This is a genomic window from Microbacterium sp. ISL-59 (assembly GCF_018613945.1).
Classification (GTDB): Bacteria; Actinomycetota; Actinomycetes; order Actinomycetales; family Microbacteriaceae; genus Microbacterium; species Microbacterium oxydans_B.
In genome coordinates, this window is the sequence record NZ_JAGGPG010000002.1 from 155,743 (window position 1) to 174,375 (window position 18,633).

The 18,633-nt window shown below is 68.0% G+C and carries 20 protein-coding genes; 5 read left to right on the forward strand and 15 right to left on the reverse strand.

The window, feature by feature from the left end; all coding sequences use genetic code 11:
• From J7E45_RS04860 to guaB, 12 genes are all read right to left on the reverse strand, one after another.
• On the reverse strand, positions 1 to 552 hold the full coding sequence (locus J7E45_RS04860) for an OsmC family protein (protein ID WP_215067546.1): 552 nt from the start codon (positions 550 to 552) through the stop codon (positions 1 to 3).
• A gap of 102 nt (positions 553 to 654) precedes the next feature.
• On the reverse strand, positions 655 to 1,020 hold the full coding sequence (locus J7E45_RS04865) for a type II toxin-antitoxin system VapC family toxin (protein WP_215067548.1): 366 nt from the start codon (positions 1,018 to 1,020) through the stop codon (positions 655 to 657).
• The gene (locus tag J7E45_RS04870; RefSeq protein ID WP_215067550.1) at positions 1,017 to 1,265 is read right to left on the reverse strand and encodes an AbrB/MazE/SpoVT family DNA-binding domain-containing protein; all 249 of its coding nucleotides are present in this window, start codon (positions 1,263 to 1,265) and stop codon (positions 1,017 to 1,019) included. The genes J7E45_RS04865 and J7E45_RS04870 overlap by 4 nt, the downstream gene beginning before the upstream one ends.
• Before the next feature lie 37 nt (positions 1,266 to 1,302).
• Complete coding sequence (locus J7E45_RS18160; RefSeq protein ID WP_215067552.1) at positions 1,303 to 3,108, reverse strand: cell wall metabolism sensor histidine kinase WalK; 1,806 nt, start codon at positions 3,106 to 3,108, stop codon at positions 1,303 to 1,305.
• A complete protein-coding gene (locus J7E45_RS04880; RefSeq protein WP_215067554.1) occupies positions 3,105 to 3,452 on the reverse strand; it encodes a response regulator in 348 nt (115 codons plus the stop codon). The genes J7E45_RS18160 and J7E45_RS04880 overlap by 4 nt, the downstream gene beginning before the upstream one ends.
• Positions 3,449 to 3,592 (reverse strand): hypothetical protein, encoded by a 144-nt coding sequence (locus J7E45_RS04885; protein ID WP_215067556.1) that lies wholly within the window; start codon positions 3,590 to 3,592, stop codon positions 3,449 to 3,451. Before J7E45_RS04885 ends, J7E45_RS04880 begins: the two co-directional genes overlap by 4 nt.
• Positions 3,589 to 5,076 carry a glycosyltransferase gene (locus tag J7E45_RS04890; RefSeq protein WP_215067558.1) on the reverse strand — a complete coding sequence of 496 codons (1,488 nt, stop codon included), beginning with the start codon at positions 5,074 to 5,076 and terminating at the stop codon, positions 3,589 to 3,591. Before J7E45_RS04890 ends, J7E45_RS04885 begins: the two co-directional genes overlap by 4 nt.
• Positions 5,076 to 5,789, reverse strand: a complete 714-nt coding sequence (locus J7E45_RS04895; RefSeq protein ID WP_215067560.1) for a PHP domain-containing protein — start codon at positions 5,787 to 5,789, stop codon at positions 5,076 to 5,078. The genes J7E45_RS04890 and J7E45_RS04895 overlap by 1 nt, the downstream gene beginning before the upstream one ends.
• The gene (locus J7E45_RS04900) at positions 5,786 to 6,775 is read right to left on the reverse strand and encodes an ATP-grasp domain-containing protein (RefSeq protein WP_215067562.1); all 990 of its coding nucleotides are present in this window, start codon (positions 6,773 to 6,775) and stop codon (positions 5,786 to 5,788) included. The genes J7E45_RS04895 and J7E45_RS04900 overlap by 4 nt, the downstream gene beginning before the upstream one ends.
• Complete coding sequence (locus J7E45_RS04905) at positions 6,775 to 7,818, reverse strand: response regulator (protein WP_091034962.1); 1,044 nt, start codon at positions 7,816 to 7,818, stop codon at positions 6,775 to 6,777. The genes J7E45_RS04900 and J7E45_RS04905 overlap by 1 nt, the downstream gene beginning before the upstream one ends.
• A 144-nt stretch (positions 7,819 to 7,962) precedes the next feature.
• Positions 7,963 to 8,277 (reverse strand): DUF2277 domain-containing protein, encoded by a 315-nt coding sequence (locus J7E45_RS04910; RefSeq protein ID WP_091034964.1) that lies wholly within the window; start codon positions 8,275 to 8,277, stop codon positions 7,963 to 7,965.
• A gap of 92 nt (positions 8,278 to 8,369) precedes the next feature.
• On the reverse strand, positions 8,370 to 9,872 hold the full coding sequence (guaB, locus tag J7E45_RS04915; RefSeq protein ID WP_215067564.1) for an IMP dehydrogenase: 1,503 nt from the start codon (positions 9,870 to 9,872) through the stop codon (positions 8,370 to 8,372).
• Positions 9,873 to 10,123: 251 nt separating this feature from the next.
• Between guaB and J7E45_RS04920 the strand changes: the two genes are divergently transcribed.
• From J7E45_RS04920 to J7E45_RS04935, 4 genes are read left to right on the forward strand one after another with little or no spacing between them, the layout of a single operon-like run.
• The gene (locus tag J7E45_RS04920) at positions 10,124 to 11,476 is read left to right on the forward strand and encodes a branched-chain amino acid ABC transporter permease (RefSeq protein WP_374225446.1); all 1,353 of its coding nucleotides are present in this window, start codon (positions 10,124 to 10,126) and stop codon (positions 11,474 to 11,476) included.
• A 3-nt stretch (positions 11,477 to 11,479) separates the two neighbouring features.
• Positions 11,480 to 12,457 (forward strand): branched-chain amino acid ABC transporter permease, encoded by a 978-nt coding sequence (locus J7E45_RS04925; protein ID WP_091034972.1) that lies wholly within the window; start codon positions 11,480 to 11,482, stop codon positions 12,455 to 12,457.
• Positions 12,447 to 13,442, forward strand: a complete 996-nt coding sequence (locus tag J7E45_RS04930; RefSeq protein WP_205829191.1) for an ABC transporter ATP-binding protein — start codon at positions 12,447 to 12,449, stop codon at positions 13,440 to 13,442. Before J7E45_RS04925 ends, J7E45_RS04930 begins: the two co-directional genes overlap by 11 nt.
• The gene (locus J7E45_RS04935) at positions 13,439 to 14,230 is read left to right on the forward strand and encodes an ABC transporter ATP-binding protein (RefSeq protein WP_251053477.1); all 792 of its coding nucleotides are present in this window, start codon (positions 13,439 to 13,441) and stop codon (positions 14,228 to 14,230) included. Before J7E45_RS04930 ends, J7E45_RS04935 begins: the two co-directional genes overlap by 4 nt.
• A gap of 207 nt (positions 14,231 to 14,437) precedes the next feature.
• Here J7E45_RS04935 and J7E45_RS04940 read toward each other — a convergent pair whose 3' ends face one another.
• The 3 genes from J7E45_RS04940 to groES form a co-directional block, all read right to left on the reverse strand.
• Positions 14,438 to 15,691, reverse strand: a complete 1,254-nt coding sequence (locus tag J7E45_RS04940) for an ABC transporter substrate-binding protein (protein WP_091034977.1) — start codon at positions 15,689 to 15,691, stop codon at positions 14,438 to 14,440.
• A 144-nt stretch (positions 15,692 to 15,835) separates the two neighbouring features.
• Complete coding sequence (gene rarD, locus J7E45_RS04945) at positions 15,836 to 16,768, reverse strand: EamA family transporter RarD (protein ID WP_215067575.1); 933 nt, start codon at positions 16,766 to 16,768, stop codon at positions 15,836 to 15,838.
• Positions 16,769 to 16,951: 183 nt separating this feature from the next.
• Positions 16,952 to 17,248 (reverse strand): co-chaperone GroES, encoded by a 297-nt coding sequence (groES, locus tag J7E45_RS04950; protein ID WP_028502311.1) that lies wholly within the window; start codon positions 17,246 to 17,248, stop codon positions 16,952 to 16,954.
• 163 nt (positions 17,249 to 17,411) lie between these two features.
• On the opposite strand from groES, the gene J7E45_RS04955 reads away from it, so the two are divergent.
• On the forward strand, positions 17,412 to 18,617 hold the full coding sequence (locus J7E45_RS04955) for a class I SAM-dependent methyltransferase (protein WP_205829223.1): 1,206 nt from the start codon (positions 17,412 to 17,414) through the stop codon (positions 18,615 to 18,617).
• Positions 18,618 to 18,633: the final 16 nt, after the last annotated feature.

Here is an 18,633-nt window from a genome sequence, read left to right on the forward strand (position 1 = left end):
TCAGGCGAGAGCGCTCGATATCGGCACGGGCGCCGCGAAGAGATCGAACACGGGGCAGTGCGCATCGACGACGGTGCGCAGGTTCTCGTACTGCTCGGCGCTGTCCGGTCCAGTGATGTCGACCGAGACCCGGACATCGTGGAAGCCCGCCCTCCCCGACTCGTCGATGCCGAAGAGCGTGCGGACATCGAGGTCGCCCTCCGCGGTGATCTCGATCTCATCGATCGTGAGACCGAGCGCCTGCGCGTAGAGACGGTACACGACCACCTGACACGAGATGAGCGCACCCAGCGCGTACTCGACGGGGCTCGCCGCGACGTCGTCTCCGGCCAGCGCGCCAGGCTCGTCGACCAGGAACCGGTGCTTGCCCGCGCGGATCTCCGTGGCGACGGAGCCGATGCCCCGCCCGCTCACGCGGTACGTGAGCTGTGCGTTCGCGGCATCCGCGGCGATCCGCTCGTTCCATGCGGTTCCCGCGTCGGTGAGTCGCTGCGAGCGCTCGGCGGGAGTCACATCAGCGATGCCGGCGAGCTGGTCCTGGAGAAGAGTCATGGCCCGACGGTAACGATCCCTGTGCTCAGGCGGCATGAGCCCCGTCATCCGGCTTCACACCCGGACACGGAGCGTCACGAATGCGATGCTCCGCGGTTCAGGTCATCGCCGGAGCTGCTCGACGCGATCGGATTCGCCCCTGGCGCGATCCGCCGTGAGCGCGACCGCGTCGAGACGCGCCGCTACCGCGAGGCACAGCCGATCGCCGAGCGAAAGGCCGCTCCCGCGCTTCCACAACCGGGCCGCCTCCTCGGCGTCACGGTGCGACACCGGCTCGACGCGCAGTCGATAGCTGAGCAGCAGTCCGGACGCCACGCCCCAGTCGGCACCGGAGGCGCGCACCTTCTGCGCGACCTCGGACCAGTTCGCCGCTCCGACCACCGCTTCGTCGAGAACCTCCTCGACGCGATCGGCTCCGGGTTCGCCCTGCAGGAATGCGAGGAGTGCGGACGCATCCAGGACGATCACGCAGCGGCGTCCTCGGAGCTCGCGGCCGCCCGACGTTCGGCGAGAAGCGATTCCAGAACGTCCTTGCCTTCCAGTTGAGACCTGACGAGGGCCTTGGCCTGCTCGCGGGTGACCAGGATGACCCCACCCGCAGTCTCGATCATCAGCAGCGGCACACCCTGCTCCCAATGCTGGCGGCTGCGGAGCTCAGCGGGTACGACCAGTCGACCGCGATCACCCATCGGCGCAACGAATGTGGTATCCATGACCCCACGGTACCACTCGCGCTCCCGCGGTGGGATCTCAGTCGGCGCGACTCACGCTCGCCAGCACCTCGGTGCGGGGTGCCGATGGCAGGACGAAGCGGAACTCGGTGCCCACGCCCTCCTGGCTGGTGACATCCATGCTCCCGCCGTGCGCCAGGACGATCGCCCGGGTGATCGTGAGCCCGAGCCCCACGCCCGGCACGGCATTGCTCGTCGCGGTCGACGCGCGGAAGAAGCGGGTGAACAGCATCCCCTGCTCGTCTTCCGGGATACCGATGCCCGTGTCCTGCACGGCGAGCTCCACTCCCCCGTCGACCAGGCGGACTCGCGCATTGACGCGCCCACCACGCGGAGTGAACTTGATCGCGTTGGACAGCAGGTTGTCGAGAGCCTGACCGATCCGTCCGGAGTCGATCAGAAGGGGGATCGCGTCGGCACCTACCTCCGCCTCGATCTCGATCCCCTCACGCTGCGCATGCGGGCCCGCCGAGACCACAGCGGATCGGACCAGTTCGGCGATATCGACCTCTTGCCGTTCGAGCGGGAACCTCCCGGACTCGACCTGCGCGGTGAAGAGCAGATCGCCGACCAGATTGAGCAGACGCTTCGCATTGCGCTCGATGATGCCGACGAACTCGTGCTGATCCTCGGTGAGCGGCTGGCCTGGATCGTTCTGCAGCAGATCGAGGAATCCGATGATCGCGCTCAGCGGCGTGCGGAGCTCATGGGAGATCATCCCGACGAACTCGTCCTTCATGCGCGCGACCTCGACCGCCCTGGTCTCGTCGGTGAGCACGAACAGGTATCCCTGTTGCGCGCCGGCGACGTCCTTGTGCGGCGTGACGGTGACCCGAGCGGGAACCGTCGTACCGCCCGCGGTCGTCACCTCGATGTCACCGTCGACCGGGAGGCCGGCGTCGGCCTGGGCGAACAGCGCCTGGATTCCCGGCGAGAGATCCGCATAGCCGGGCAGAAGCTCGTGCTCCGGGCCCGGACGGTCGGCGTTGTCGGCAGCCAGCCTCGACAGGACGGCCGTCGAGAAGAAGCGGTCGACGCGCACGTCGTCGCGGGCCTCCTCGGCCGACAGCCCCAGCAGGCGCTCGGCACCGGGGTTCCACGCCGTGATCTTCCCGCCACAGTCCGTCGCGACCACCGCCTGCGCCGTGATCGACGCCCACAGACTCTCGAAGGAGTCCAGCAGTTCGCGGTACTGACGCTCCTTGTCGCGCAACTGCACGATCATCGCCACGTTCTCCGACAACGCTCTGGTGCGCTCGACGACGAGCTCCTCCGCCTGCTCGACGCGCATGCGCTGCTGTCGGGAGAGTTGGTTGATGACCGCGGCCACCGCGGAGAACACCAGCGGACCCACCACCCCGCGCAGCCACTCGACTGAGGTGTCCGGTGGGTTCGTGAAGTACGGCATCAGGAGCGCGATCGAGGTCAATCCGCCGACGACGAACACCCACCGGATGCCGGGGGCCGCGGCCAACCAGACCACAGGCAGGAGCACGAGCGAGGAGAAGAGCGAGGTGGCGCCGCCTGTGCCGGTGCGGAAGAGACCGAGACCGACGATATCGACGATGGGGATGAGCAACACGGCCCAGCCGTCATGCATCCCCCGCGTCGTGAGCACGGCGGCGAGCACAGTGGCTGCGAGGACGACGGCGATCCCTGCCACCGCGGGCATGACATGTGTGAACGGAAGGTCGGGGACCCACCAGGTCAGGATCGCCGCGACGACCGTGGCGATGACCGTCGGCGCCTGCTTGAGCAGCGGGCTCGGGTTGTCGAAGACCTGATACCAGCGGTTCTCTGCGCGGTCGAGCGGCGTCGCCCTCACTGCTTCACCTGCTCCACGATGCGATGCAGGTCAGCGCCCGTGATCGGCTTCGGCAGCGCGGCATCCGCCGGCGGGTAGTCGGCAGCATCGAGCACCGAGCTGATCACGAGGAAACAGTCGGGGAACCGCTCCTGCACGAGGCGCGCGCAGGCCTGCCCGGAGATCCCCGGGAGCAGCAGATCGAGCACGGCGACCACGGGATCGATGTCCGGGAAGGCCGCGATCGCCGACTCGGCGTCGTGCGCGATGAAGACGTCGAAGCCCTCACGGTCGAGATAGCGGCGCAGGAGCGCAGCCTGGTCGGGAGCGTCCTCGACGACGAGGGCCAACGGCCTCCCGGTCATCGAAGGAACAGCTCTCGCACGACGACCACGACGGCCACGACAGCGAGGGCGAGGACTGCCTGCGGGATCAGTCGTCGCTCGCGTCGGGCATCCGCGACGATCTCCTCCCGTTCGGCTTCGGGTGACGGTGCAGCGTTCATGAGTCGACGCGTCCGATCTTCTCGGTCTTGATCCAGGAGGCGTCCGCACGACGCCACTCTTTGATGTAGGAGTCCACGGTGATGGCGCACAGCAGGGAGCCGTAACCGCAGATGTAGAGCAGGAGCCCGGCGAAGAACCGCCCGCCGGGGAGCTTCTCGACCGCGCGCGCGAGCCAGATCCCGAGCATGGAGATCGGCCCCCACAGATAGAAGATCACGGCCCAGAGGATGCGCGTCTCGTCGGTGAGATCCAGCCCGACGGCTTCGAGGCCGGATTCGAATGCCCAGGGGAACAGCGCGATGGCCATCAGGATGAGCGCCCCGAGTCCCGGGAACATGATCGCCTCGCGCCAGGAGCGCCGGCCCGTTCGCGGATCGAGCTGCACCGCATACAGCATCGAGTACAGGTAGACGCAGGCGGCGGAGATCCACATGACGCGGAAGACGAACTCCGCGATGTCGCTGTGCAGGAAGAGCAGAGCGAGCATTCCCGCCGCAGCGAGCAGCATGAACGCGGGCAGGAGCAGGATGGTGAACCACGCCAGCCCGAACGTGAAGCTGCCCAGGTTGTGCTCGCGACTCGGACGGAACCACAGCTTGCGGTAGATCGAGGTCAGCTGCACGTTTCCGCGGGCCCAGCGCAGTCGCTGCTTCCACAGGCTGTCGATGGTCCGCGGCTCTTCGGCGAGCACGACGGCGTGCGGCTCGAAGACCATCCGGCGGCCCTTGAGCTGGCCCTCGAACGTGGTCATCGTGTCTTCGGCGAGAGTCCCCGTCGGGATGCGCCCGCCGATCGCCTCGAGGTTGGCCCGCGAATGCAGCTGGGCGCCGCCGGCGAGACACGCGATCGCGCCGCCGACGTTCTGCACCCGACGGGCGGAGAGCTGGCCGATCACGTATTCGATGGCGATGAACCGGGTGAGGTAGTTGCGGTCGCGGCTGCCCTCGGCGATGTACGCGGTCACCGCCCCGACCTTCTCGTCGGAGAGATGCCGGCTGAGCTTGCGCAGCGAGTCGCGCGCGAAGATCACGTCGGCATCCATGATGAGCACGGCTTCGGTCCAGGCATCGGCGAGCACCACGTCCAGGCCGTGGTTGAGCGTGTGCGCCTTGCCCTCGCCGCCCTTCTCGCGCCGCAGGTGCACGACGCGGCCGGGGTGGGCTTCGGCCTTCGCCGCGACGATGGCGGGCGTGTCGTCGCTGGACGCGTCGTCGACGACGAACACGCGCAGGCGCTCCGCGGGGTACTCCAGCTGGAGCAGCCGCTCGATGGCCGGCCCGATCACGAGCCCCTCGTTCCACGCCGGGATGATCACGGCGACGTTCGGGTGGTACGGCGCGGCCTTGCCGTAATGATTGCGGAACGCATGCACGGGCAGCATGAGGAACTGCCATCCCGTGTTGATGACCGGCAGCGTGCCGACCAGGACGCACAGCAGGAGGATGACCACGAACACGGTCTGCAGCCAGGTCAGATCGGCCATCAGGTGGCCTCCACCTCGTCGAGCAGCGGGATGACACGGGAGTAGCGGCCGACCTCGGCGGCGTCGTGGCTGTCGGTGGAGGCGACGATCACTCCCCCGGCGCGGCGGAGGGCCGACAGCGCTTCGACGCCGGGGCACCCCCACTTCTCATTGACCTCGACCAGGGTGTCGGTCTGCGCCGCGGCGAGCGCCCACGCCTGCGTGCGCTCCGGGCCGAGATCGAGCTCGGACAGACCGATCTTGGGGAGGATCGAGAAGCAGTGCGCAAGCTGATTCCCGGGGTACCGACGCATGGTCGCGATGAGCGCGTCGACGAACTGATCCAGCACGTCGTCCGGGGCCCACCCCGCGGCGATCCGATCGCGCACGGTCGAGGGGCCGAGGGGGCCGTCCGTCCCGGGGAACTGGTGGTCGGCGATCAGGATCCGGTCGATGCCCTCCGGCAGCACCGGGATGTCGAGCACCCCCGCGGCATCGAGGATCTTGGCCTCGACGCCCGAGAGCACGGTGAGTCCATCGGGCACCCGCAGCGCGCGCACGGCGGCCAGGTACTCGGGCACCCACGTGGTGCTCTGACGCACGTGGTCGACGAGACGCAGCGTGGTCAACCCGGCCGCGACCGCGGCATCGACGTTCTGGGCGAGCGTCGAGACGGCATCGTCCGAGAAGGTCGAGTGCACGTGGTGATCGCCGCGCAGCACGGCGTGGGTCACAGCTCCTCCTGATGACCCGCGTGCTCGGAGACCAGCAGGTCGTCGACCTCGACGATCACATCTTCGAGGAAGCGCACCGACGCGACTTCGCGGAACGGAACGCGCACCGGCAGCTCGCGTCCGAGGAACAGGTCGGCCACGAGTGACGGGATGTCGACACCGGCCGCGATCGTCAGCGGCAGCGCGCCGGGGAAGCGCGGATTGACCTCGAGCAGCACGGCCCGGCCGGCGCGGTCCCGGCGCAGCTGCACGTTCGCGACGCCGACGAGTCCGATGGCGCGGGCGATCGATGCCGCCGCCTCTTCGAGCTCCGGGTCCTGCACGGTGCGTCCGGCGATGGCGACCCCGGAGTCGACCCGGGCACGGGTGCGGGGCACCGCGGCGACCACGTGACCCGTCGCATCCGCGATGACGTCGACCGAGTACTCCTCCCCCGGAAGGAAGTCCTGCACGATCAGCCCCTCGTCCGTGGGGAGTGCCTCGAGTGCCGCACGATCGGGCACGAGACGCACGCCGCGACTGCCGGCGCCCTGGCGCGGCTTGGCGAAGACCGGGAACTCCCAGTCGACGGCCTGCGCGTCGGGTCCGGCGAGGACCGTGCGGGGAGTGAGACCGGTCGGCGCGCACCGTTCGGCGAGCGCGAGCTTGTCCAACGCCGTGTTCAGCGTGTCCGCCGACGGCGCGGCGAGCACGGCGGGTGCCAGTTCGTCCCGTCGCTCGGCCAGAGCGATGAGCTCGACGTCGACCGTGGAGATCACGAGATCGAGCCGATCGGTCTCGACCATCCGCGCGATCGCCGGCACGAAGTCGTCATCCCGCCCCGGAGGGACCAGGCGACGCTGCGCCGGTGGCACCAGATAGATGCCGCTCGCCCAGCCGTCCATGTCGGCGGCGAACACGGTCAGATCGGATCGGCGAAGGAGGGATCGGATCACGGCGACTCCGGCCGGCCCACCCGCTCCGGTCACCAGGACACGTTTGGTCATCAGCTCTCCCGTCGGCTGAGTTCGTGGGCGCCGATGAACTCGGCCGTCTCGCGCACCACTTCGAGGGGTTCCACGGCTGTTCCGCCGCCGAACCGCGACCAGTACCGCGCGGTCGCGGTGACGAACTCGGGAGCGAGGTAGTCACGATTCGCCGTCTGCGAGCCGAAACGCTCGAGCAGCCGGAGCTTGTCGTCGAGATACTGATCGATCCGCACGAACCGGGTGGGGCGGAAATCGATCGTCGACGACGGGCTCTGGTAGCAGGCGACCGTGCCCACACGGCGCGTCGCCACGATCGTGGCCTCGCTCACGGCGCGATGGTCCTGGTGCCGGTCATTGCTCGAGTGCGTATAGACGATGGTCGGCTGGATCTCCTGCACGACCTCCTCGATGAGGCGCACCGTCGAGCCGCCGCCCGAGATCTCGGTGTCCACGAGGTCCTTCAGGAACAGCCGGGCGCCGAGCATCTCCGCCGCCGCCAGCGATTCGTCCTGTCGGCTCGCGGCGTCGCCGCCGCGGGCCCCGCGAGACAGGGTGAGGATCGTGATCTCGTCCTGCGCCCGAGAATGAGCGGCGAGGAGTCCGCCGACCCCGATCTCGACGTCGTCGGGATGGGCGCCGATCGCGAGCACGCGCTCCGTCGGGCGCGCCTCTTCCCGGCGACGGCGTCCTTCCTCGACCAGTCGCATGACCGACTCGACGAGCTTGGCGTTGTCGAGGGGCTTGGTGAGGAACTCGTCCGCCTGTGCGCGCAGTGCCGAGACCGCATACTCGACCGACACGTGGGCGGTCATCACCACGACGGGCACGGTGGGAACCGTGCGCCGGAGTTCGGCGAGCAGTTCGAGTCCGTTGAGTCCGGGCATCTCGATGTCGGTCACGACGACGTCGGGGCGCACCTGCGCCACGCGTTCGACGGCGGCCCGCCCGTCTTCGGCGACGTCGACGATGCAGCCGGCCCGCCTCTCGAGCACGGTCTTCACGAGCAGGGCGACGTCGGCGTCGTCGTCGACGACGAGGACTCTGGGAGCATCCTCAGGCATTTGTACAGCTCTCCTTGGGGAGGTTCCCTGACCGATGGGGATCGGCGAGTGCGATCTCGGTGCCTTCAACACCGGACCGCTGGGAAAGTCGAGCGGGGTATGTCGATTCTGGCATAGCCCGTTCGCCACCCGGGCCCGCGCGGATCACGACCTCGCGGCAGCGGCCTTCTTCTCCTGTTGGTAGACCCGGATCGCCTCGTAGCGCTCGGCGGAGCGGGCGCGGCGCTTGGTCGCCTCCTCGTCGCGATTCTTGGGCGGCGCGGTCGTGACGAGCTCGTCGAGGAGGGCTCTCGTCGCCTGTGCGATCTCGGCGACGGCGCGGTCGAACACGGCCTGATTCGCACGCGACGGTGCGTTCGCTCCGGAGATCTTCCGGACGAACTGGAGGGCCGCGTCGTGGCACTCGTCATCGGTCGCGGCGGGCTCGAGGTTGTTCAGCGGGACGATGTTTCGGCACATACCGGCACGCTACGCCGCGCCCTGGACAGACGGAAGGGGCCGGATGCGCGCGGCATCCGGCCCCTCTGCGAGGATCCCGTCGGGATCCGACGTCACTTCTTGTAGTTCGGCGCTTCCACGACGATCTGCACGTCGTGCGGGTGCGACTCCTTGAGTCCCGCCGAGGTGATGCGCACGAACTTGCCACGCGTCTTGAGCTCTTCGATCGTGCGGGCACCGACGTAGAACATCGACTGGCGGAGTCCGCCGACCAGCTGATAGGCGACGGCGGCGAGCGGGCCGCGATACGGCACCTGCCCTTCGATGCCCTCAGGGATCAGCTTGTCATCGCTGGGGACGTCGGCCTGGAAGTAGCGGTCCTTGGAGTACGAGGTCTGCTTGCCGCGGGTCTGCATCGCACCCAGCGAGCCCATGCCGCGGTACTGCTTGAACTGCTTGCCGGAGCGGAACACGATCTCGCCCGGCGACTCATCGGTGCCCGCGAGCAGGGAGCCGAGCATCACGGCGTCCGCCCCGGCGACGAGCGCCTTGGCGATGTCGCCCGAGTACTGCAAGCCGCCGTCGGCGATCACGGGGACGCCGGCGGGTCGGGCTGCGAGGGAGGCCTCGTAGACAGCCGTCACCTGGGGCACGCCGACGCCGGCGACGACGCGCGTGGTGCAGATGGACCCCGGGCCCACGCCGACCTTGAGACCATCCACGCCTGCGTCGATGAGAGCTTGCGCGCCCTCGCGCGTCGCCACCTGACCGCCGATGACGTCGATGTGCTCGAACGAGGGGTCGGCTTTCAGACGACGCACGATGTCGATGACACCCTGCGCGTGTCCGTTGGCGGTGTCGACCACGAGGACGTCGACACCGGCGTCGCGCAACGCCTCGGCGCGCTCCCACGCGTCGCCGAAGAAGCCGATCGCGGCACCGACACGCAGACGCCCCTGGTCGTCCTTGGTGGCGAGCGGGTACTTCTCGCTCTTGTCGAAGTCCTTGATGGTGATGAGGCCCGCGAGCTTGCCGTTCTCGTCGATGAGCGGCAGCTTCTCGACGCGGTGCTTCGCGAACAGGGCGATGACCTCGCCGGCGGCCACCCCGACGGAGGCGGTGACGAGGTTCTCGCTCGTCATGACGTCTTTGACGAACGTGCTCTGACGCTCGAAGCCCGAGACGAAGCGCATGTCGCGGTTCGTGATGATACCGACGAGCTTGCCGTCGTCGTCGACCACCGGCAGTCCCGAGATGCGGTACTTGGCGCACAGGTTGTCGACCTCTTCGACGGTCGCGTCCTGCGTCGTGGTGATCGGGTCGGTGATCATGCCCGACTCGCTGCGCTTGACGCGGTCGACGTGCGCGGCCTGGTCGGCGATGGAGAGGTTGCGGTGCAGGATGCCGATGCCGCCCTCGCGCGCCATCGCGATCGCCATGCGGGATTCGGTGACCGTGTCCATCGCGCTCGACAGCAGCGGGGTGGCGACCGAGATGCGGCGGGTGATCCGCGACGAGGTGTCGGCCTCGCTGGGGATGACGTCGGTGTGCCCCGGCAGGAGCAGCACGTCGTCGTACGTCAGTCCGACGAAGCCGAAGGGATCGTGCTGTTCCATGGATTCTCCTTCTGCGCGAGTCGCGCATGTCCGAGTGCGAGGGGGGTGGTCGACGTCGGCCTTTGCGGGGCCACGGCCCGTATGAAGATTCTAAGCGCGACGCGCCCGAGAACATTCCCGGAGCCCGCCGTTATCGGACCGTTGACCGCGACCGTAGGTGATTCGGGGATCGCACACTACGCTCAAATGCGTCGTCCATCCCTGCGGTTCATACCCGATGCCGCAGTGACAGCACTCACAGTGGAGGTTGCGTGGGACCCACAACAATCGCCGTGCAGCGAAGGCGCCCCTGGGCCGTCATCTGCCTCGGTATCCTCATGGCGCTCATGGCGTTCCTGTTCCTGCCCCCCTCATCGGCCTCGGCCGAGACGACGGACGACGGGCAGGAGGTCACGGACTTCTACTTCGCCGGTGTCGTCACCAACGCGGATGAGCCGGTCGAAGGCGTCGTCATGTCCATCGAGGGCAACGGCTTCGAAGCCGAGACCGAGACCGACGCCGACGGCAAGTGGCGCCTCTACGTGCCGGAGATGGAGACGTACACCCTCACGGTGGATGAATCCACGCTGCCGAAGGGGGTCATCGTCGATGCGACGCAGCTCCCCGAGGGCATCCAGCCCGTGTCGGGGACGACCGCGTCGTTCGAGCTCGAGTTCGGCCTCACCGGCACCAAGATCGTCAACTTCTTCCTCGGAGCGGGCGAGCGGGTGACCGTGTCGTTCCTCGATCAGCTCCTGTCGCGCATCGTCGGGGGCCTGAACTTCGGTCTCCTCCTCGGACTCGCCTCGATGGGCGCCGCGCTCATCTACGGCACCACCCGCCTCTCCAACTTCGCCCACGGCGAGATGGTCACGTGGGGTGCGGTCGTCGCGCTGCTCTGCACGACGTTCTGGCATCTGCCGCTCTGGCTCGGCATCATCGCCGCCGTCATCGGCGGAGCCGCGCTCGGGTGGGCGCTGGATGCCGGGATCTGGAAACCTCTGCGCCGAAGAGGCCTCGGGGTGGTCCAGCTCATGATCGTGAGCATCGGCCTCTCCCTCGCCCTCCGCTACGGCATGCAGTACTTCATCGGCGGCAACACCTACCAGCTGCCGGGAGCGAGCCCCGAGCCCATCCGCCTCGGCCCCATCTCGCTGTCGTACATCGACATGATCGCGATGGGGACGAGCATCATCGTGATCCTCGGTGTCGCGTTCTTCCTCACCAGGACCCGCACCGGAAAGGCGACCAGGGCCATCTCGGACAACCCGCAGCTGGCCGCGGCATCCGGCATCGACGTCGACAAGGTCATCCGCACGGTGTGGATCCTCGCGGGCGCCCTGGCCGCGATCTCCGGCATCCTGTGGGCGTACTTCCGCCCCGGGGTGAAGTGGGACATGGGCATGCAGATGCTGCTGCTGATGTTCTGCGCGATCACGCTCGGTGGCCTCGGCTCGGCGATCGGCGCCCTGATCGGCTCGATCATCGTCGGCCTCGCCGTCGAGGTGTCGACCCTGCTGGGTGTGCCGTCCGACCTCAAGTACGCCACGGCACTCGTCGCGCTGATCATCATTCTGCTGGTGCGGCCGCAAGGCATCCTCGGACGCAAGGAAAGGTTGGGCTGACACATGGACTTCGGAAGCATCTTCGGCAACACCGCCTCCTATCTCTTCAGCCCGACGACGATCGCGTACGCCCTGGCGGCGACCGGCCTCGCCGTGCACTTCGGCTACACCGGCCTGCTCAACTTCGGTATGGCCGCGTTCATGGCCATCGGCGGCTACGGCTACGCGATCTCGATCCTGACCTTCGGGTTCCCGTGGTGGGCCGGCGTCCTCGTCGGCATGCTGGGCGGGGCGGCGTTCGCGCTGATCCTCGGTATCCCGACCCTGCGTCTTCGCGCCGACTATCTCGCCATCGCGACCATCGCCGCCGCCGAGGTGGTGCGGCTCATGTTCGTGACCGAGCTCTTCAAGGACTGGACCAACTCCGCCGGCGGACTCTCCGGGTATCACCAGAGCTTCCGCGACTCGAACCCCTTCCCCCCGGGCACCTACGGCTTCGGCCCATGGACCTACAACGCGACCGATCTATGGGTGCGCGTGGTCGGACTGATCGCGCTCGTGATCGCCGTGCTCGTGGTCTGGGCGCTCATGCGCAGCCCGTGGGGCCGTGTGCTCAAGGGCATCCGCGAAGACGAGGATGCGGTGCGCTCGCTCGGCAAGAACGTCTTCGCCTACAAGATGCAGGCGCTCGTGGTCGGTGGTGTGATCGGCGCCCTCGGCGGCATCATCTTCATCCTGCCGTCCGCGGTGATCCCCGGCAGCTACTCCACGTCGCTGACCTTCTTCCTGTGGACGATCCTCCTGCTCGGCGGCGCAGCCACCGTGCTCGGACCGACGCTCGGCGCGGTGCTGTTCTGGGTGGTGTTCGCCTTCCTCGGCGCGCTCCTCCCCGCGATGGCGAACGCCGGGTACCTGCCGATGTCCGGCGCACAGGCCGACGTCGTGCGGTACATCGTGATCGGCGTCGTGCTGATGCTGATCGTCATTTTCCGCCCGCAGGGCATCCTCGGAAACAAGAGGGAGATGACCTTTGTCAAGTAATGACGACGCGGTGGTCACGCCCGCGAAGAGCACGCCCCGCGCCAAGACCGGGGGCCTGGCCGCCGGTCCCGCCGCGCCCGGCGTCAAGAAGGTCGACCCGATCCTCATCGCCGATGCCGTGGAGCGCCGCTTCGGCGGTCTCACCGCGGTCGATGTCGACCACCTGGAGATCCCGCGCGGAGCCATCACCGCACTGATCGGCCCGAACGGCGCCGGCAAGACGACCCTGTTCAACCTGCTGTGCGGCTTCGACAAGCCGAACGCCGGCACCTGGTCGTTCGACGGGAAGAACCTCTCCGGCATCCCCTCATTCAAGGTCGCACGGATGGGACAGGTGCGCACCTTCCAGCTCACCAAGTCGCTGTCGCTGCTGACCGTGCTCGAGAACATGAAGCTCGGCGCGAAGGACCAGCGCGGCGAGGGCTTCTGGGCGGGGCTGTTCCCCTTCCTCTGGCGCAAGCAGGATCAGGAGATCGAGGCGCGCGCGCACGAGCTGCTCACCCGCTTCAAGCTCGATGCCAAGGAGCAGGACTTCGCCGCATCGCTCTCGGGCGGTCAGCGCAAGCTCCTCGAGATGGCCCGCGCGCTCATGAGCGACCCGACGCTCGTCATGCTCGATGAGCCCATGGCCGGTGTGAACCCCGCGCTCACGCAGTCGCTGCTGGAGCACATCCTCGACCTCAAGGATCTGGGGATGACGGTGCTGTTCGTCGAGCACGACATGCATATGGTCCGCCACATCGCCGACTGGGTGGTCGTGATGGCGGAAGGCCGTGTCGTCGCCGAGGGGCCGCCCGACCAGGTCATGGAGGATCCGGCCGTCGTGGACGCCTACCTGGGCGCACACCAGGACGTCGACCTCGGGGCCGTCACGGGCCGCCTTCCGGTGATCTCGGAAGAGGACGCGGTCCGCATCCGGGAGCAGATCGAGACCGAGGTCGAGGCCGAAGTCGAGGCCGAAGACGTCGAGGAGGAGAAGGCATGACCGACGCATCCGCCCCCACGCCCGCGCCCGCACCCACTGAGCGCAACGAGATCAAGAACGACGACGTGATCGTCGAGCTGAACGATGTGCACGCCGGGTACCTGCCCGGGGTGAACATCCTCAACGGCGCGAACCTCGTGGCCCACAAGGGCGAGCTGATCGGCATCATCGGCCCGAACGGCGCCGGCAAGTCGACGCTGCTCAAGGCGATCTTCGGCATGGTCGAGATCCGCTCGGGCGACGTCACGGTGAAGGGCGAGAGCATCGTCGGGCTCAAGGCCGACAAGCTCGTGCGCCGTGGCGTGGCCTTCGTGCCGCAGACGAACAACGTGTTCCCGTCGCTCACGATCCAGGAGAACCTGGAGATGGGGCTGTACCAGAACCCCAAGATCTTCGCCGAGCGTCTGGAGTTCGTGAGCAGCATCTTCGGTGAGCTGGGCAAGCGCCTCAAGCAGCGCGCAGGTTCCCTCTCCGGCGGTGAGCGGCAGATGGTCGCCATGTCGCGCGCGCTGATGATGGATCCGTCGGTGCTGCTGCTCGACGAGCCGTCGGCTGGCCTCTCCCCCGTGCGTCAGGACGATGCCTTCATCCGCGTCTCCGACATCAACAAGGCGGGCGTGACGACGATCATGGTCGAGCAGAACGCGCGCCGCTGCCTGCAGATCTGCGACCGCGGCTATGTGCTCGATCAGGGCAAGGACGCCTACGAGGGCACCGGGCGCGAGCTGCTGAACGACCCCAAGGTCATCGGCCTCTACCTCGGCACACTCGGCACCGACGCCGCCTGAGCCGCGTCACGCAGAAGGGGGATGCCACGCGGCATCCCCCTTCTTCGTTTCCCCGACGTGCGTGAGAGCATCCGTCGGGAGTTCGTGCATCCGTCGGGTACTCGATCGGCGTTTCTCCCGACATCCGTGCGAACTCCCGACGGATGAACCGGCGGCGGGGACGACGAAGGCCCCGGATGCCGAGCATCCGGGGCCCCGTCTGTGCGCTTACTTGAGGCGCGTGGTGGTGTTGTCGGCGCCGAACTCGTAGACGCCGATCGCGGCGCCCTTCGGGTCGTTGTTCTCGTCGAACGTGATCTCGCCGGAGAGACCGTCGTAGTCCGCCGTGCCGCCGCCGTTGATGATGTCGGCGCACTCGGCGTACGTGGTGCACTTCTCACCCTTGTCGCCGCCGCCGGACACGGTGCCCATCTGCTCAGCCATGTCGGCACCCTCGACGGAGCCGGCAGCCAGAGCCGACAGCGCCATGAGGATGACGGCGTCGTAGGCCTCAGCCGAGTAGGTCACGGCGTCGATCGGGTCGTTGCCGTCGGCCGTCCAGACCTCGTTGAGCTGGTCGAGGAAGTCCTGCGGCAGCTCAGCACCGGCGCGGGTTCCCTTCGAGCCCTCGAGGTTGACCGAGACGTCGGTGCCCCAGTCCTTCAGGTTGCCGTCGACGAGGTACAGCGAGCCCGTGTCGACACCCGCGTTGCCGAGCAGCGGCGCGATGGTCGCGAACTGGTCGTACGAGACGACCGCGACGGCGTCGGGCTTGGCGGCCGCGATCTCAGACACCTGAGCGTTGAACTGACCGTCGCCCTGGTTGAAGGATGCATCGGCGACGACCTCGCCGCCGGTGCCCTCGAACGTCGACTTGATGGCCTCGAACAGACCGGTGCCGTAGGGGTCATTCTGGTAGATGATGCCGAGGGTCTTGTGACCGTCTTCGGCGATCTGGTTGCCGAGGACCTCGCCCTGCAGGTTGTCGCTCGGTGCCGTGCGGAAGTACAGCGGGTTGATGCCCGAGAAGTCCGGCGACGTGTTCGACGGCGAGACGGTGAGGATACCCGCGCCGGCGTTGCCGTCGAGGATGAGCTTGGTGACGCTCGACGACGCGGCGCCGACCATCGCAGTGATGCCCTCGTTCTGGAGGTTGGTGATCGAGGTCTCGTACGCCTTGTTGTCGAGGTCGCCCTCGTCGGCGGTGGTGAGGTCGATGGTCACGCCGGCGTCGGCCTCGTTGATCTCGTTGACAGCCAGCTGCACGCCGGCTTCCATCGGAGCGCCGAGGAAGGCGAGCGAGCCGGTCGCGGGAAGCAGCGAGCCGAGCTTGAGCGTCAGATCGACGGCCGGCTTCTCACCGCCTTCGCTGGGCTCGGCGTTCGGCGTGCTGCTGCAGCCGGCGATGACGATGGCGGATGCGCTGATCAAAGCGATCCCTGCGAAGACCTTCGCGGTGCGCGAACCCTTCATTGCGTTCATGGTGCTCCCTTGCGTAACTGAACGTGGATTGTGACCACGGGCGAGTGCTCTAACACTAGGGCGTGATGCCCGCCCACAGGGGGTGCAAGTATCTCGGTGCGTTAACGATCCGATACCGGGATTCCGGGGCCGGAGAACCGCAGTTCACACCCGCTCGGGCTGCGCGATCCTGCGTCCTCGACGGGCGGCGATCAGCAGGTCGACGACGAAGACGCCGATCGCGATCCAGACGATGATGAACCCGGCCCAGCGCTCCGGCGGCATCGGCTCGTGCAGGATCGCGACGCCGATGAGGAACTGCATCACCGGGGTGATGAACTGGATCATCCCGATCACCGTGAGGTTGATCCGGCGGGTTCCCGCCGCGAACAGCAGCAGGGGCACGGCAGTCGCCACACCGGCGAAGGCCAGCAGCACCGCGTGCACCCACCCGTTGCCGCCCATCGTGATGCCCGCGGGAGTCGTCGCGACCACGATCAGCTGCACGACGGCGATCGGGATCAGCCAGAACGATTCGAGGGTCAGCCCGCTGACGGCGTCCACCGCCGGGCCGATCTTCTTCTTGATGAGCCCGTAGACCCCGAACGACGCGGTCAGCGAGAGCGCGATCCACGGGAAGTCGCCATAAGCCACGATGATCACGACGACGGCGATCGCGGCGATGGCGATCGCCGCCCACTGCAGTCTGCGGATGCGCTCTTTCAAGACGAAGACACCCAGCAACACCGTGGTGATCGGGTTGATGAAGTAGCCCAGGCTCGTCTCGACCACGTTGTCGCTGAGCGTTCCGATCAGGAACACCTGCCAGTTGATGTAGATCAGGACACCCGCGAGCGCAGTCCATCCCAGCAGCTTCGGCTGCCGCAGGATCACGCCGAACGGCGCCCAGCCGCGCGTGACCGTGAGCAGCAGGATGCAGAAGACGAACGACAGCAGCACCCGCCACGCGACGACCTCCCACGGACCGGTCGGAACCAGGAGGAGGAAATAGAGCGGGAGCACGCCCCAGAGGAGATAGGCGGCTCCGGCGTAGGCGACTCCGGCGGTCTGGGTGGCGCGGGTCGTCTCGGGGGTCACCGCACAACACTATGCCCGCGTCGACGGTCCGAAGAGCGACGGTGAGCCGTCCTCGCGGAGTTCGGCAGGAATCGGATGCTCGATGGCGGGATGCAGAAGGGGGCCCGGATGCCGAAGCATCCGAGCCCCCTTCGAGGACCTGGGCACCGCCTCTTCGAGAGCGGCGGAACCGGGTTCAGCAGATCAGCGGACGACGACCGCCAGGACGTCGCGAGCGGACAGGACGAGGTACTCGTCTGCGCCGAACTTGACCTCGGTGCCGCCGTACTTGCTGTACAGGACACGGTCGCCGACGGCGACGTCGATCGGAACGCGGTTGCCGTTGTCGTCGATGCGGCCGGGGCCGACAGCCACGACCTCGCCCTCCTGGGGCTTCTCCTTGGCGGTGTCGGGGATGACCAGGCCACTCGCGGTGGTCTGCTCGGCCTCGACCTGCTGGATGACGATGCGGTCTTCGAGCGGCTTGATGGAAACCGACACGGTCTACCTCTTCTTTCTTGACACTGACACGAAAGACTTGTTCGCACTCTCAACCCGAGAGTGCTAATCCAGTCTATGCGCTGGGCTGGCACTCATGCAATGCGAGTGCCAGCCCACACCGCGATTCACCGACGCGAGCGGGAATTAGGCTGAGGGCGTGGAGATGTCCGAGCTGCGTGCCCTGCTGACCCCCGCCGGTCTCGAACTGCTCGACGCGGTCGGGACGATCGGGTCGACCGCCGACGTCGCGCGGGCCGTGTCGCGGCTGCGTGCCGCCGGACACTCCCCCGAACTGGTCTCGGCGGTGGTCGGCCAGGCGCACCTGCGGTCCAAGGCGACGGCGAAGTTCGGCCCCTTCGCCGCGCGGATGCTGTTCACCAGAGCCGGGCTCGAGCAGGCGACGCGGCTCGGTGTGGCCGCACGGCACGCCCAGCGGATCCGCAGCGCGGGGTTCACGGCCGTGGCCGATCTCGGCTGCGGGATCGGCGGCGACGCACTCGCGTTCGCCGGAGCCGGACTCGACGTGCTCGCCGTCGATGCCGACGAGGTGACCGCCGCCATCGCGGCCTACAACCTCGCCCCGTTCGGTGAGGGTGCGGTGGTGCGGCACGGCACGGCGGAAGACGCCTTCGAGGGCGCGGAGGCGTCGGCCGCGCGCGCGATCTGGATGGACCCGGCGCGGCGCACCTCCGGGCACAGCGAGACCCGTCGTGTCTCTGCCGACGACTACTCCCCCTCGCTGGACTGGGCGTTCGACGTCGCCGCGCGCGTGCCGACGGGCATCAAGCTCGGCCCCGCCCACGACCGCGACGCTCTTCCCGCCGACGCCGAGGCGCAGTGGGTGAGCGCCGACGGCAGCGTCGTCGAGCTGGTCGTGTGGAGCGCCGCCCTCGCCAGAGAAGGCGTGCGACGCTCGGCGCTCGTGATCCGCGATGACCGGTCACACGAGATGACTGCGCCGGCCGACGTCGCCGACGAGCCCGTGCGCGAACTCGGCGCCTTCCTGCACGAGCCCGACGGCGCCGTGATCCGCGCCCGTCTGATCGGCGATGTCGCCCGGAGCCTCGACGCCGGGATGCTCGACGAACACATCGCCTACCTCACGTCGGATGCCGCGCTGACGAGCCCGTTCGTGCAGTCGTTCCGCGTGCGCGAGACCCTGCCCGCCAACCCCAAGGCGATCAGCGCCGCTCTCCAGGCGCACGGCATCGGTCGCATCGAGATCAAGAAGCGCGGAGTCGACATCGACCCCGCGGCGTTCCGGAAGAAGCTCGTGCTGCGCGGCGATCAGGAGGCCACGCTGATCCTCGCGCGCATCGGCGATCAGCGGCGGGCGATCCTCGCCGATCGGGTTCCTGCCGCCAGCTGACCGTCGCCGAGCCCCG

Excerpts from the sequence above, each read along its gene's own strand:
- J7E45_RS04860 (WP_215067546.1), bottom strand. The coding sequence starts at position 552 with ATGACTCTTCTCCAGGACCAGCTCGCCGGCATCGCTGATGTGACTCCC.
- J7E45_RS04870 (WP_215067550.1), bottom strand. The coding sequence starts at position 1,265 with ATGGATACCACATTCGTTGCGCCGATGGGTGATCGCGGTCGACTGGTC.
- J7E45_RS04880 (WP_215067554.1), bottom strand. The coding sequence starts at position 3,452 with ATGACCGGGAGGCCGTTGGCCCTCGTCGTCGAGGACGCTCCCGACCAG.
- J7E45_RS04885 (WP_215067556.1), bottom strand. The coding sequence starts at position 3,592 with ATGAACGCTGCACCGTCACCCGAAGCCGAACGGGAGGAGATCGTCGCG.
- J7E45_RS04890 (WP_215067558.1), bottom strand. The coding sequence starts at position 5,076 with ATGGCCGATCTGACCTGGCTGCAGACCGTGTTCGTGGTCATCCTCCTG.
- J7E45_RS04900 (WP_215067562.1), bottom strand. The coding sequence starts at position 6,775 with ATGACCAAACGTGTCCTGGTGACCGGAGCGGGTGGGCCGGCCGGAGTC.
- J7E45_RS04905 (WP_091034962.1), bottom strand. The coding sequence starts at position 7,818 with ATGCCTGAGGATGCTCCCAGAGTCCTCGTCGTCGACGACGACGCCGAC.
- J7E45_RS04910 (WP_091034964.1), bottom strand. The coding sequence starts at position 8,277 with ATGTGCCGAAACATCGTCCCGCTGAACAACCTCGAGCCCGCCGCGACC.
- guaB (WP_215067564.1), bottom strand. The coding sequence starts at position 9,872 with ATGGAACAGCACGATCCCTTCGGCTTCGTCGGACTGACGTACGACGAC.
- J7E45_RS04925 (WP_091034972.1), top strand. The coding sequence starts at position 11,480 with ATGGACTTCGGAAGCATCTTCGGCAACACCGCCTCCTATCTCTTCAGC.
- J7E45_RS04935 (WP_251053477.1), top strand. The coding sequence starts at position 13,439 with ATGACCGACGCATCCGCCCCCACGCCCGCGCCCGCACCCACTGAGCGC.
- J7E45_RS04940 (WP_091034977.1), bottom strand. The coding sequence starts at position 15,691 with ATGAACGCAATGAAGGGTTCGCGCACCGCGAAGGTCTTCGCAGGGATC.
- J7E45_RS04955 (WP_205829223.1), top strand. The coding sequence starts at position 17,412 with ATGTCCGAGCTGCGTGCCCTGCTGACCCCCGCCGGTCTCGAACTGCTC.